11 protein-coding genes are annotated in these 13,739 nt (G+C 60.6%); all 11 read right to left on the bottom strand.

Going from position 1 to position 13,739, the window contains the following annotated elements:
- Positions 1–34: 34 nt before the first annotated feature.
- The 11 genes from murG to DW925_RS05490 all read right to left on the bottom strand — a co-directional run bounded on the left by murG (position 35) and on the right by DW925_RS05490 (position 13,594).
- Positions 35–1,150 (bottom strand): undecaprenyldiphospho-muramoylpentapeptide beta-N-acetylglucosaminyltransferase, encoded by a 1,116-nt coding sequence (gene murG, locus DW925_RS05540; protein ID WP_117584227.1) that lies wholly within the window; start codon positions 1,148–1,150, stop codon positions 35–37.
- The gene (gene ftsW, locus DW925_RS05535) at positions 1,140–2,633 is read right to left on the bottom strand and encodes a putative lipid II flippase FtsW (protein ID WP_055251664.1); all 1,494 of its coding nucleotides are present in this window, start codon (positions 2,631–2,633) and stop codon (positions 1,140–1,142) included. Before ftsW ends, murG begins: the two co-directional genes overlap by 11 nt.
- Before the next feature lie 36 nt (positions 2,634–2,669).
- Positions 2,670–4,076: a UDP-N-acetylmuramoyl-L-alanine--D-glutamate ligase gene (murD, locus tag DW925_RS05530; RefSeq protein ID WP_089571580.1), complete on the bottom strand. Its 1,407-nt coding sequence runs from the start codon at positions 4,074–4,076 to the stop codon at positions 2,670–2,672.
- 9 nt (positions 4,077–4,085) lie between these two features.
- Positions 4,086–5,105, bottom strand: a complete 1,020-nt coding sequence (gene mraY / locus DW925_RS05525) for a phospho-N-acetylmuramoyl-pentapeptide-transferase (protein WP_006234262.1) — start codon at positions 5,103–5,105, stop codon at positions 4,086–4,088.
- Positions 5,106–5,108: 3 nt separating this feature from the next.
- Positions 5,109–6,533, bottom strand: a complete 1,425-nt coding sequence (murF, locus tag DW925_RS05520; RefSeq protein ID WP_117584228.1) for a UDP-N-acetylmuramoyl-tripeptide--D-alanyl-D-alanine ligase — start codon at positions 6,531–6,533, stop codon at positions 5,109–5,111.
- Between the two features lie 128 nt (positions 6,534–6,661).
- Positions 6,662–8,284 carry a penicillin-binding protein 2 gene (locus tag DW925_RS05515; protein ID WP_117584229.1) on the bottom strand — a complete coding sequence of 541 codons (1,623 nt, stop codon included), beginning with the start codon at positions 8,282–8,284 and terminating at the stop codon, positions 6,662–6,664.
- A gap of 260 nt (positions 8,285–8,544) precedes the next feature.
- A complete protein-coding gene (locus tag DW925_RS05510) occupies positions 8,545–9,015 on the bottom strand; it encodes a hypothetical protein (protein WP_117584230.1) in 471 nt (156 codons plus the stop codon).
- A 90-nt stretch (positions 9,016–9,105) separates the two neighbouring features.
- Positions 9,106–10,071 carry a 16S rRNA (cytosine(1402)-N(4))-methyltransferase RsmH gene (rsmH, locus tag DW925_RS05505; RefSeq protein ID WP_117584231.1) on the bottom strand — a complete coding sequence of 322 codons (966 nt, stop codon included), beginning with the start codon at positions 10,069–10,071 and terminating at the stop codon, positions 9,106–9,108.
- Positions 10,072–10,091: 20 nt separating this feature from the next.
- On the bottom strand, positions 10,092–10,526 hold the full coding sequence (locus DW925_RS05500) for a division/cell wall cluster transcriptional repressor MraZ (protein WP_006234269.1): 435 nt from the start codon (positions 10,524–10,526) through the stop codon (positions 10,092–10,094).
- A 462-nt stretch (positions 10,527–10,988) separates the two neighbouring features.
- Positions 10,989–11,930 carry a site-specific tyrosine recombinase XerD gene (xerD, locus tag DW925_RS05495; protein ID WP_117584232.1) on the bottom strand — a complete coding sequence of 314 codons (942 nt, stop codon included), beginning with the start codon at positions 11,928–11,930 and terminating at the stop codon, positions 10,989–10,991.
- A 2-nt stretch (positions 11,931–11,932) separates the two neighbouring features.
- Positions 11,933–13,594, bottom strand: coding sequence for a CTP synthase (locus DW925_RS05490; RefSeq protein WP_117584233.1), 1,662 nt, complete (start codon positions 13,592–13,594; stop codon positions 11,933–11,935).
- Between the last annotated feature and the right edge of the window lie 145 nt (positions 13,595–13,739).

The following is a 13,739-nucleotide window of genomic DNA, read 5'->3' as shown; positions in this document are numbered from 1 at the left end:
TCAGCGCGAGGGCGACCGAAGATATCCCGTCTAACTAACGCAAACCCTCTACTGCATCCGCCAGAAGAGCGGCGGCTCTATCCTGAGCCAGACCACGCGCCGCCTGACGCATGGCGTCGCGCGCCGCCGCGTCATCGACCAGGTGCAGCAGCTCATCGGCAAAGGCAGAACCGTCGATATCGGCATCGGCGCAGAGCACGCCGGCCCCGGCGTCGACCAGATAACGGGCATTGGTGGTTTGGTGGTCGGCCGTCGCATGCGGGTACGGCACGAGCACCGAAGGCACGGCGAGCGCAGCGATCTCGGCCACGCTCGATGCTCCCGAACGCGATAGCACCAAATCGGCAGCAGCCAGCATGTCGCCCATGTTGTCGATGTAAGGCTGGACGCGGTAACGCTTCGCCTCCTCGAGCGTCAGCGCCAAAGCGCGCTCGGTCTCCTCAAAGCCGTCGGCACCCGTCGAATGCAACACATAGAGGTTCTTGCGCGAAAGCAGCTCGTTTTTGAGCGAAGCCACGCGCTCGTTGAGGTGCTGGGCGCCGAGTGAACCGCCAAAGACGAGCAGCAGCGTAGCGTCCTCGGGAACGCCAAGTGCCTTGCGGCCGCGAGCGCGATCGCCCTCGATCACCGAGCGACGTACGGGGTTGCCGGTCATGAGCACGTGGTCAGGGTCACCTTCGCGCTCAAAGACCGAGCGCGCTGCCGGCACCGAGATGCACACGCGAGCGGCGTGGGAGTTCATCATCTTGTTGGCCAGGCCCGGAACAGAGTTCTGCTCATGTAGCAGATACGGAACGCCTGCGCCCTTGCACCACCCCAGCAGCGGAACCTCGACATAGGCACCAAAACCGATGGCAGCATCGGGCTTGCCGACCTTTGAGAAATGACTGGCGAGCGCACGCTTGGCCTTGTTGACACGCCACAGCGAGGTCAGCGCCGTCCAGGGACGGGAGCGGTCGAAGCCCGTGACCGTAATGGGCACAAAATCAAACCCAGCCTCGGGGACCAGACGACCCTCGAGCTTGCGCGACTGGCCCACGAACACAACGTGGTGGCCACGGTCATGCAGCTCCTCGGCCAAAGCGAGCGCGGGGTTAATGTGTCCTGCCGTGCCGCCGGCTGCAATAGCAACGGTCATCTTATCGGTCATGGTAGTCCCTTCGTACACGCGGTCCCTGGTCGTCGGTGCGCAAACGCGCCGACGGGTCCGAGTTCAAATCGATTCGATTATATCCGCCGCCCGCGCTGCGAGGGCTGGGGCGCTGCGGACGACCTTGCGGCGCCGTTCGCTGACGCGGACGGGCTGCCGGCTCGGTCGCAGAGCCATCCAGAACGGTAAAGCCGTTACGCGAAGATCGCTCGCCGCGTACGTGGGGCACGCCGGCGGTACTCTCATCCATAACGGCAAAGCTCTCGCGGCGACGGTCGTACTCATCGCGACGGGCGCTCTCGTACGAAACGCGCAGGATCAGACCGGCAAGCATAAGCGACACAATAATCGACGAACCGCCGTAGCTAATAAACGGCAACGGTTTGCCCGTCATGGGAAACACGTTGAGGATGCCCAGCGCATTGATCAAAAACTGCACCGCGAGAATGACCGCGGAGCCAGACGCCATGAGCGCGCCCCGACGATCGGTCGCCTGCTCGGCAATGCGAAACGCCGAGTAGATCAGCATCGCAAACACCAAGAAGAACAGCACGGTTCCGACAAAACCGACTTCCTCGCCAATGATGGCCAGGATGTAGTCATTGTGCGCCTCGGGCAGATACGAGTACTTCATGGTTGAGTTGCCGATGCCACGGCCGAACAGACCGCCCGAGGCAAAGGCCATGATGGCAAGCGTGGCCTGATAGCCGTCACCATACTCGTCGGCCCAAGGGTTCAAGGCAACCTGAATACGCACCATACGGTACGGCTCTGCAACAAGCGCAATCACGATCACGAGAATGCCGAAGATTATCACGCCGATGATAAATTTGGGGTCGAGACCCGCAAACAACGCCATGCACATGAGGGTCAGCAGGATGATCAGGACGGTACCGAAATCGGGCTGGATAAAGATCAGAAAGAGCGGAATGCCCAGGTAGATGCCCATCTTGCGAAGGAATTCGTTGATGTTGCCACCGGGCGAAAAAAAGCGATCAAGCATGATGGCCGAATACGCAATGGCAAATGGCTTTAAAAACTCGGAAGGCTGGAACTGAATGCCGGCGATGTTGAGCCAGCGCGTGGCGCCACGGCTGCCGCTGCCCACCAAGAACACCAGAAACAGTAGCCCTATCATGCCTATGAGGAAGATCCTGAGCACATCCTCCCCAAACCAGCTGTCCGGCAAAACGCGCACGATGGCAATCAGCGCCAGAACACCGACCACGGCAAACGCAGCCTGTCGACCCAGAAAAAACGTCGCTGAGCCATTCTCGTGCAGCGCCTCGACCGAAGACGCCGAGTACACCATCAGCAGGCCAAAACACACCAAGATAAACAGACAGGCCATGAATATCAGACGGGGGCGCATGATGCGGGCGGGAACGCCGGCAATATAGCGTTCGCTAAACGACTGCCCGCCGCGACCGGAACGCGGTGTGCTACGCCGCGAGGAAGCACGGTCCGAGTCGGGCCTCCTCATACCTTGTCGGGGGCTCTCCTCTCTCACCGGCAACCCCTATTCCATTTGCGATTTCGCTGCAGCGGCAAGCTGGGCCACATAGTCCTTAAACACGCGGCCGCGCTCCTCATAGCCCGAGAACTCATCGAACGAAGAGCAGGCAGGAGAAAGTAAGATCACGTCGCCACGGCTCGACAGCGAACGAGCAACGTCCACGGCATCGCGTAGGTCATCCGCCTGGGCGATATCCACATCGCCATCGACATCGGCCTCGTCCATAGCGGCGGTGAAGCGCTCGCGCGCATCGCCAAAGCAGACGACCGAGCGCACGTTATCCATAACAACGCGCGCGAAGTCCGTGAGCGGCGTGCCCTTATCGTGGCCGCCGAGCAGCAAGATCACGTCGTCATCGGGAAATGCCGTCAGCGCCTTCTCGACCGCGTCGGTGTTGGTCGCCTTGGAATCGTTGACGTAGCGCACACCGTCAATCTCGCCGCACGGCTCCACGCGATGCTCGAGCGGCTGGAACGAGGCCAGACCGCGGCGGACACCATCGACATCGGCACCGACGGCCAGAGCAGCCGTGGCGGCACATAAGGCATTGATGACATTGTGATGGCCCGAGATCTTGAGCTCGGACGTGGCGACAAGCTGAGTCTCGACGCCCTTTAGGCGCACGACCATTTTGCCGTCGCGCACAAAGGCGGCATCTGCACCCTCGGGCTCGTCAAAAGCGACCTTGCAGATGCGGCGACCCGGCGTATAGATGTACTCATCGAACTCGTGAATGCCGGCGTCTTCGACGTCGACAACCACCAGATCGTCATCGACCATATTGTCAAACAGCTTGATCTTGGCAAGCGCATAGTTCTTATGGCTCTTATGCCAGCCCAAGTGGTCGGGAGTGATGTTGAGCAGCACCGCCACGCGAGGGTGGAGCTCGGTGGTCGTAGCAATCTGATAGCTCGAGAGCTCAGCCACAAACCACTCGTTGTGGGCTCGTCCGTCAATCTCGTTGACCGGCGGCTCGCCGATGTTGCCGACAGCTACGCTGGCCTCGCCGGCAGCCTTGAGCAGATAATCAGTCAGCGACGTGGTGGTCGTCTTGCCGTTGGTGCCCGTGATGGCAATCCAGTTATCGGGCGACAGGCGATAGGCAAACTCGGGCTCACCCATAATCTGGGCGGCATGCTCGCGCCCGGCCTTAAAGAAGCCCGAGAACTCCGAGATGCCCGGGCACGTCACGCATACGTCATAGGCGCCCTCGACCTGTTCGGTCCCATAGACAAACGACGCGCCAGCAGCCTCGAGCGCACGCGTGGCGTCATTGGGCTCAGAGGTGCCGCCGCCATACACGGTAACGGCGCTTACGCGCTCTGGATGTGCCAGCGCCCAGCGGGCGACATCGAGACCGGATTTGCCCTGACCCAAAACGAGCAGGCTAAAGACATCAGCAAGAGGCATGAAAGACCACTATCCCAACTGGAAGAACAGAGCAAGGCCAACGGCACCAAAGGCCGCAGCGATAATCCAAAAACGGATGACGACCTTGGTCTCGGCCCAGCCCTTCTTTTCGAAATGATGATGGATGGGCGCCATAAGGAAGACGCGCTTGTGCGTAAAGTGGAAGTAGACAACCTGAATCATGACCGACAGAGTCTCAACGATAAACAGGCCGCCGATGATGAGGGAGACGACCTCGGTGTTAGTCATGATGGACGTACAGGCAAACGCGGCGCCCAGAGCAAGCGAGCCGGTATCGCCCATAAAGATGCTCGCCGGATAGCAGTTGAACCACAGAAAGCCCAAGCAGGCACCGGCACACGCGGTGCAGAAGATGGACAGGTTCACGTCTCCGTGCAAAAACGCCATGGCAGCCATGGCGAGCATGGCAATCATGGAGGTGCCGCCAGCAAGACCGTCAAGGCCATCGGTCAGGTTCACGGCATTGGAAAGACCAGCGATCATCAGCCAGCAAAAGACAATATAGAGCCACGGGAACGAAAGGCCGCAGATGGTGGTCGAAAGCACGCCAAGGTCGATCGTCAGGCCGCCGGGAAAACGAATCTCGGGGGCGACGCCGCACCAGTTGACGGCAAGCACCGTAAAGGTGACACAGATAATGGTTAGGCCGATCATCTTGGCATGCGGCGTCAGACCGAGCGAGCGCCCATGCGTAACGGAGGTCAGATCGTCGATCAGGCCCAGCACGCCGGTCGCCAGCGTGGCGAGCAGCACGAGCACGAGCTCGGTGGTGAGCTTGCCCATCAGCAGGCAGGTCAGCGAGATCGCGACGAGGATGACAACGCCACCCATGGTGGGCGTTCCCTGCTTAACCAAATGACGCTTGGGGCCGTCGGCACGAACCTGCTGGCCGATACCCTCGACCTTGAGCAGCTTAATCCACCACGGCATGAGCAGCAGCGCAATGGCTGCGGCGATGCCAAGCCCCAAAAAAGCCTGATACGTTGGATACGAGGGATTGCCGAACATGGGCTAGCACACACCTTCCACAAAGCGGTCGAGCTCAACAAAGCGGGAACCCTTGACCAGTACAACATCATGTTTTTCAAGCGCGCCGCCCATGCGGTCGAGCACCTGCTGATAATCGGAGAACACCTGGATGCGGTCCTCGTCCATGCCCATCATGCGCGCGGCATCGGCCATAAGCTGGGCCAGCTCACCACCCACGCACGCCAGCATGTCGAGCTTCTTGGCGGCGGCATAGGCGCCCACGAGCTCATGCATGCGAGGAGCCTCATCGCCCATCTCGCCCATCTCGCCCAGGATCGCCATGCGAGACCCCGTGCATGAAAGCGAGCACAGCAGATCGAGGCCGGCTGCCATCGATTCGGCGCTGGCGTTATAGGAATCGTCGATGATGCGTGCACCGCTCTTGGCGCGCTTGATCTCCTGGCGGTGCCCGGTGATCGTAAGACCCCTAAAGGCAGCATCGATCTGCTCGGGCGTCACGCCCAGGCGATAGGCAACCGCGGCGGCCTTAACGGCATTAGGAACGGACTGCACGCCGGGGATGGCAAGCATGGTATCGATTGTCTCGCCCTGACCAAAATCGAGCGTAAAGACCGGACGGCCCTCGTCATCAACGCGAACGTCGCGGGCGCGGACCTCATCATCGTCAGAGACACCGGCCAGCATCACGTCGATACCAGCAGGCTGGGCGAACGTATCGCGAATGAACGGCGTAAAATCGTCCTCGCCGCCCAAAACCAGCAGCGGCAAATAGTCGCCGGCGGCGCACATGCCCTGGACAATCTCGGCCTTAGCGCGGGCGATGTTCTCGCGGCTGCCCAAAATGCCGATATGAGAGGTGCCGATCTTGCTCACGATGGCAAGGTTGGGATTGGCGGACTGGGACAGGCGCTCGATCTCGTGGAAATGATTCATGCCCATCTCGAGCACCAGGACCTCGGTATCGGCCGGAGCGGAAAGCACCGTGAGCGGCATGCCGATCAGGTTATTGAAATTGCCCTTGGTGGCCCAGACACGATAGCGCTTGGCGAGCACAGCGGCGAGAACGTCCTTGGTCGTCGTCTTGCCGATGGAACCGGTAATGCCAACGACCAGGCAGCCAAGCTCCAGGCGATACGCGTGCGCCAAACGCAGCAGAAACTCCTCGGGATCATCGGTCAGCAAGATGGCACAGCCCTTGTCCTGCGCCAGCGAGACCAGCTCGGCCTCGGGCTCACGCGTCATCACGACGGCGCCGGCACCCGACTGGACGGCACGGGAAGCAAAATCATTGCCGTCGACGTTTTCACCGGGAAAGGCGACGAAAATCGTCCCTTCCTCGACCTGGCGCGAGTCGATAACGCACCCGCGGCATACCCGATCGACTTCTCCCGTCACGGTTCGGGCCCCTGTTGCGGCCGCGAGGTTGTTGACGGCGATCTCTATCATTGCAGCTCCCCTGTAAACCTAAATAATGCTATCGGCGTATTGTATCCCAGCGCCGCGCATGCGTGGTGCAGGGCATGTGAACACCCCTCATATGGGACAACAAACCACGCCCCAAAGATTGTAACCCCCTACTTCGTGTGTGGGATACCCAGCACGTCGAGCGCGTTGGCCATAATGGACTGGAACGGCACCGCAGCGGCATCTGAGCCGCTCGGCGTTCCGTCGAGCGTGATATAGCACAGCACCTTGGGCGATTGTGCCGGTGCAAAGCCCATAAAGGACGACATGTAGTTCTCCTTGAGGTAGCCGCCGTTCTCGTCGGCACGTTCGGCCGTACCGGTCTTACCCGCCACGTCATAGCCGTCAACCGCGCCGCCAACGCCCGTTCCCTCCGACACGACCGTCTGCATGCACGATGTCACCTGGGATGCGGCGTCCTCCGAAATCGCGCGCTCGCCTTCGCCCCAGTCCTTCTCGTCGCCTTTGCTGGACTTATAGAAGTGCGGGGTCATCATCACGCCGCCGTTGGCGATGCCGCCCACGGCACGTGCGATCTCAATCGGTGAGACAGACAGCGCCTGTCCAAAGCTCATCGAGCCCAGCGTGGCGCCGTCATACTGGTCACGCTCCTTGACGATGCCCAGGCTCTCGCCCGGAAAATCGACACCAGAGCTGTGACCGATGCCCCACTTGTCCACATAGGCGGCAAAGTCGTCGGCACCGATCTTGCGCCCCACCAGGACAAATCCCACGTTGGACGAACGGCGCATCATCTCGCGCACATCCATGGTCATGGCGTAGTCGCGCTTGTCGGCATCGGTGACGGTATCGTCGCCCACCTTGATGCTCGCCGGCACCTCAAACGACGTACTCGACCGCACGACACCCAAGTCGAAGCCGGCGCCCGCCACGAGCGTCTTAAAGACCGAGCCGGGCTCGTAGGCGTCGGTGACCAGGCGCAGGTTCATATCCTCGGTCTTGGCGTTTTCCAAATTGGTCTGGTCGTAGGTCGGATACGAGCAGGCTGCCAAGATCTCGCCTGTCGTAGGATCGGTGACCAGCGCCGAGCCGTTCTTGGCCTTTGTCTTCTCGACAGCCTCTGCCAGGGCATCCTCGGCCGCACGCTGGATATTGACGTCGAGCGTCGTCACGAGATCAACGCCGTCGACCGCAGCCACCTTTTTATAGGCACCGCCCGCGATATAGCTGCCGTCCCTCGCGCGCTCGCGTACGAGAGAACCGTTCGTGCCGGTTAGAAGCTTGTTGTATTGCTTTTCGAGACCAGTCAAGCCGTCGTTGTCTACATTCACTACACCCAGCACCTGCGATGCCAGATTGCCGTATGGATATACGCGCTTCATGGCCTGCTCAAAAAGCACGCCGGGCAGGTTCTTCTTCTCCAGCGCCACAGCATCGTCTTCGTCCACCTGGCGCTTGATATACACCCAGGTTCCATCGGACTCAACGAGCTTGCGGCAGGTCTTTTTATCGATTCCAGTTGCCTTGACCAGCGCCGACACCGTCTTGTCAACATCCTCGACAAGCTGCGGGTTCACAGCGATGTTGCGACATTCGACCGACGACGCCAGCACGTTACCGTTGCGGTCGTAGATGGTGCCACGTTTGGCATAGAGGGTCTGCGCAAGCAGGCGACGCGCATCGGCACGCTCGCGCAGTTTATCGGCTTCGACAATTTGATAGTCGGCAAGGCGAAAGACGCCCAAGCCCAAGCCAAGCCCAATGAATCCCATGACGGCTTTGCGGCGAGGCAGCGGCGTGCCTGTGAGCCATTCGGTCGACGAACTCTTGCGCGACCTAGTGTTATGCACTTGAGGGCCGCCCGAGCCGCGAAGTCGCGACGCCGGGTCGTTGCCACGGGACTGCCCGGCGTTGTAAGATTGCCGACCCGTTCCTTGATAACCAGAACGTCCCCGCGACGAGGGACGTCCAGAACCGCGGCCCCCATCGGAACCGCGGCGATAGTCATTTGTCATACTCAGCTACCGTCTTGCTACTGAGCGGTCGCGGTCGCGTTGGCGCCCGCGGCTGCATCCTGCGAAAAGTCAAGTGTAACGCTCTCGCTGGGCTCCACCATGCCATAAGCGCCCGCAAGGTCGCGAATGCGCGTGTCGGCGCCATAGACCGAATGCATGACCTCCAGGTCGGAGCTCTCATCGGTCGCCTTTTCGAGCGTGTTGGTAAGCTCGGCGTTGCTGTTGAGCACCTGGGCCGTAACGCCGGCGAGCGCCACGCGGGCGACGCCGATCGTCATGAAGATAGCCGCAATGATGCAAAACGTTTTAAGAACGCTCATGAAAACCGGGCTTACCGCCTGGTTTGCCTGACGGCCCGCGCCCGTGTAGACATCAAAGCGCGGCGTGCGCTGCTCACGGGGAGCAACGGGGGCCTGCGGCGTCTCACGATAGGCGGGCATGGCGTTCATATCATAGGCGAGTGCTGCGTTTGAAGTGTTGTAGCCCATGATATGCCGCCTCCCATCCCGAGTACGTTGGTAGTGTGTTTAAGCTTCGTTTATGGTGCGAGCGGGAGGTCCAATATCGCGCGGTCGCGCCTACAGACGCTGCGCCACGCGGATTTTGGCTGATCTCGCCCGAGGGTTGCGCTCAACCTCATCAGGCTGGGCAACCAGGGGTTTGCGGGTGATGACCTTGAGTATCGGCACGTTGCCGCACACGCACACCGGAATCTCCGGCGGACACGTGCACCCCTGGCTCATCTCCTTAAAGTGGTTCTTTACGATACGGTCCTCGAGCGAGTGATACGAAATGACGCAGATACGTCCGCCCGGGTTGAGCCACCTGGTGGCGGCATCAAGCCCTCGTTCGAGCACATCGAGCTCGTGATTGACCTCGATGCGAATGGCCTGGAAACTTTTCTTGGCCGGGTGTCCACCATGCCGACGAGCGGCAGCTGGGATACCCGCCTTGATGATCTCGACAAATTGGCCGGTGGTTTCGATCGGTTCTTGCTCGCGGCGGCGCACGATCTCGCGCGCGATCTGCGAGGCGAACTTCTCTTCGCCGTAGACGCGTAGAATCCGGGCGAGGTCGTGTTCGTTATAGGTGTTGATGACCTCAGCTGCGTTTAAGGTGTTATTGCCCGGATCCATCCGCATGTCCAATGGGGCGTCCTCGTTATACGAAAAGCCCCTGCCAGGGATATCGAGTTGCGGTGACGAAACGCCCAAATCGAACAGGAAGCCATCGACCCCGGGCACCTCGGCCGAGCAAAGCAGCTCGTCCAAGTCGCCGAAGTTGCCCTTCAGCAGCTGGTGCGGTACGCCGGGAACCTCGCGGTCCAGACGGGCGCCAGCGGCCTCGAGGGCCATGTCGTCCTGATCGACGCCGAGCAAAAGGCCGGTCTCCCCCACCTGCGCGGCCATCTTTACCGAATGGCCGGCACCGCCAAGGGTGCAGTCGCAGACGACGGAGCCGCTCTTTAGCTGCAGCGACTCAAGCACTTCGCCGAGCATGACAGGTTCATGCCGATATTCTTGTGTCAAGATCCCACGCTCCATCCGTTACCCGTGCCTTGCCCTTACGAGAAGAAGAGGTCCAGCAGGGCCTCATCGTCATCGTCCTCATCGGCCGCGGCGCGATCCCAAACCTCAAGGTGGTCGTAGTTGCCCACAACCGTGACCTCGCGGTCGAGGTTCGCCTGCTTGCGGAGAGACTCAGAAAGACCGATACGACCGGCGCTGTCCACGTCCATCGACGTGGTGCGCTTGTTGATCGCCCTCATGAGCTTCTGGTCGTTGATGTCGCGCGGGTTAAAACCCTCGTGGCCCTCACGACCCGCGAAGAGTCCTTCGACCCACTTATCGAAGGCCTCGGCAGAGAACACGTACAGAGCATCGACATCCAGGGCTTTGAACACGCGAACGTGCTCTCCAAGCTCCTCGCGAAGGGGTGCAGGCAGGGACAGACGACCTTTTGCATCGAGATTGCGCTCATATGCACCAGTCATTCCCATGTGCGCCCTCCCCTCGGTTACTCAGATGGCACGTACGCGGGGAACCACCCCGCCTGTCGACGTCATCAATAATATGGGGAACCGCCCCATTTTTCAACACCTTTCCCCACCCCTTCCCCCACCCCTCCCCACCATTCCACCCCCAATATGTTGTAAAACACCCCCGAGCATATGTTCGAAAACACAATATGTTGTGTTTGCAGCAAAGGCGGGATGCCACCTGTAGAACCACGCCCGCGAACCTCAACCTTCAAGTTGACCTTGAGGCGATTTTTACGTCCCTTTACACGCCGTTCACATCGCCCCCAAACTCCCCCACCCACGGTACACACGGCCCACCGCCGCGTCGGTGTCTAGCGAAAAATGGGACGAGCCCCAGATTGCCCATGCGCGCGCAAAAGCACGCCGCGGCAATCTGGGGCCCGTCCCCAAATACCTATAGATATGCAGGCCAGCGATGTGTTAACGATGTGCCAGCGGGTGCGCCGCCAGATAGACCTCGGTCAGTTGCGTACGATCGACATGCGTGTAGACCTGCGTGGTCGATATATCGGCATGTCCCAAGATCTCCTGTAGCACACGGAGGTCCGCACCGCCCGCAAGCATATGGGTGGCAAAGGAGTGACGCAGCGTATGGGGATGGAGTCCCACCAGCCCCACCTGGCGCCCGTAGCGCTCACAGATGGCATGGATGCCCTGGCGCGACAGACGGCGGCCGTTCTTATTTAAAAAGACCGCCGAGGTCTCGGTTCCGTGGGCATGGGCCGCCAAGCGAGAACGCCCCTTAGTTATATAGCGCGTCAGAGCTCGCGCCGCGCTTCCCACCAACGGGGACAGGCGTTCCTTTGAGCCCTTACCGCGAACGAGCACAAAGCCATCGTCGATATGGATATCGCCCACATCGAGCCCCACCAACTCACTCACACGCAAGCCGCATCCGTAGAGCACTTCCAAGATGGCATGGTCGCGCAAGCCCATCTCGCCCTCGGGGAAGTCTTGATCGAGCAGCGCCGAGACATCCTCCACCGATAGATACTCCGGCAAACGCTCAGCCTTTTTAGGCAGGCGCAACGCCGCCGTTGGATTTTGGGCCACAATCCCATCGCGCACCAAAAAGGCATGCAGGCCCTTCACGGCCGCAAGCGCACGCTCCACCGAGGCATCGGAATAGCCCCCATCGCGACGGTCGGCGACAAAGCCCTCCACGACCTGACGAGTCACCTCATCAAAAGACATGATGCCCGCCCGCTCCAGATACGCGCAGTACGTCGTCAGGTCACGACGATAGGCCGCAATCGTGTTGCGCGCCAAACCCCGCTCGACCGCGAGGTAATCGAGATACTCCCCCGCCGCCACGGCAAGCGACGAGGGAGTAGCTTCGGTATGTTCTTTGTTCGCCGGCACCCTTAGTCCGTAGCGAGGTTCATGGGCGTCACCTGCAGGCGATCGACACCCTCGTGCTGACCGATCGAGGCACGCACGAACTCTCGGAACAGCGGCTGCGGGTTGGTCGGACGGCTCTTGAACTCGGGGTGAGCCTGGGTTGCCACATACCAAGGATGCACGTCGCGCGGCAGCTCGACCATCTCGACCAGGCGCTCGTCGGGCGACAGACCCGAGATAACCAAACCGGCGTCCTCAAGCTGGTCGCGGAAGGCGTTGTTAAACTCAAAGCGGTGACGGTGACGCTCGTAGACGAGATCCTCGCCATATGCCTCGCGAGCGAGGGTATCGGCGGCGAGCTTGCACGGATAGGCGCCCAGACGCATGGTGCCGCCCTTCTCGGTCACGTCCTCCTGCGAGCTCATCAGATCGATGACGCTAAACGGGCCGTCCGGATCGAACTCGGAGGAGCTGGCGCCGGCAAGGCCGACGACGTTGCGGGCGAACTCGCACACGGCCACCTGCATACCCAGGCAAATGCCCAGATACGGAATCTTGTGCTCACGGGCAAACTCGGCCGCGAGGATCTTGCCCTCCAGGGCGCGCTTGCCAAAGCCGCCGGGGACCAGGATGCCCGAGGCGTCGCCCAGAACCTCGGAGACATTCTGCTCGTCGAGGCTCTCGCCGTCGACCAGCTGGACGTCCACATGGCGATCGTAGAAGACGCCCGCATGGTGCAGGGCCTCGATAACCGACAGGTACGCATCGGGCAGCTGCGTGTACTTACCCACGACGGCAATCTTAACCTTATCGGCGTGATGGTTGGCATGGTTCTGCTTACGCAGGAACTCATTCCACTCGCTCATGTCGCGCTCACGCGGGTCCAGGCCCAGGCGCTCGCAAATACGCAGGTCAAAGTCCTGCTCGGCAAGCAGCTGCGGCACGTCGTAGATGCTCGCGCAGTCCTCATTGGTAAAGACGCAATCGGTGTCGACGTCGCAGAAGCTTGCGATCTTTCCGCGGATAGCGTCATCGATATGGTGGTCGGAGCGCAGCACGATGATATCGGGCTGGATGCCAAAGCTGCGGAGCTCCTTGACGGAATGCTGCGTGGGCTTGGTCTTGACCTCGTGGGCGGCGGCAATATAGGGAACGAGCGACACGTGGATGTAGCAGACGTTCTCGGAGCCGGCCTCCTTGCGGTACTGACGGATGGCCTCGACAAACGGTTGGGACTCGATGTCGCCGATCGTGCCGCCCAGCTCGGTGATGACTACATCGGAGCCGGTCTGCTCCTCGATGCGGCGAAACTTGTCCTTAATGGCATTGGTGACGTGAGGAATCACCTGCACGGTACCGCCCAAAAAGTCGCCGCGACGCTCGCGGGCGATTAGGCTTTTGTAGATGGCACCGGTCGTAAAGTTGGAATCGCGGGTCAGGTTCTCATCAATAAAGCGCTCGTAATGACCCAGGTCCAGGTCGGACTCGTAACCATCCTCGGTTACAAAGACCTCACCATGCTGGAACGGGCTCATGGTACCGGGGTCGACGTTCAGATACGGGTCGGCCTTCTGCATCGTTACTTTGTAGCCACGCGACTTGAGCAGACGGCCCAGCGAGGCCGCGGTGATACCCTTGCCCAGGGACGAAACCACGCCACCGGTTACGAACACATGCTTGGTCATATTGAGTTACCTGCGCTTCCCGTAGAAGTTGTTTATCCACATCTTACGGGTCTTCATTGTAATACTCGCGCCGCGGACCGTCCGCAATTTTTCTCGCGTGCGATCCTTGATTGGCAACTTCATCCGAACACCTCCCATATTCATC

It is taken from the genome of Collinsella sp. AM43-1 (genome assembly GCF_003467925.1).
Lineage (GTDB): Bacteria > Actinomycetota > Coriobacteriia > Coriobacteriales > Coriobacteriaceae > Collinsella.
Note: the sequence above shows the minus strand (reverse complement) of the source record. Positions and strands in the feature narration are given on the sequence as shown.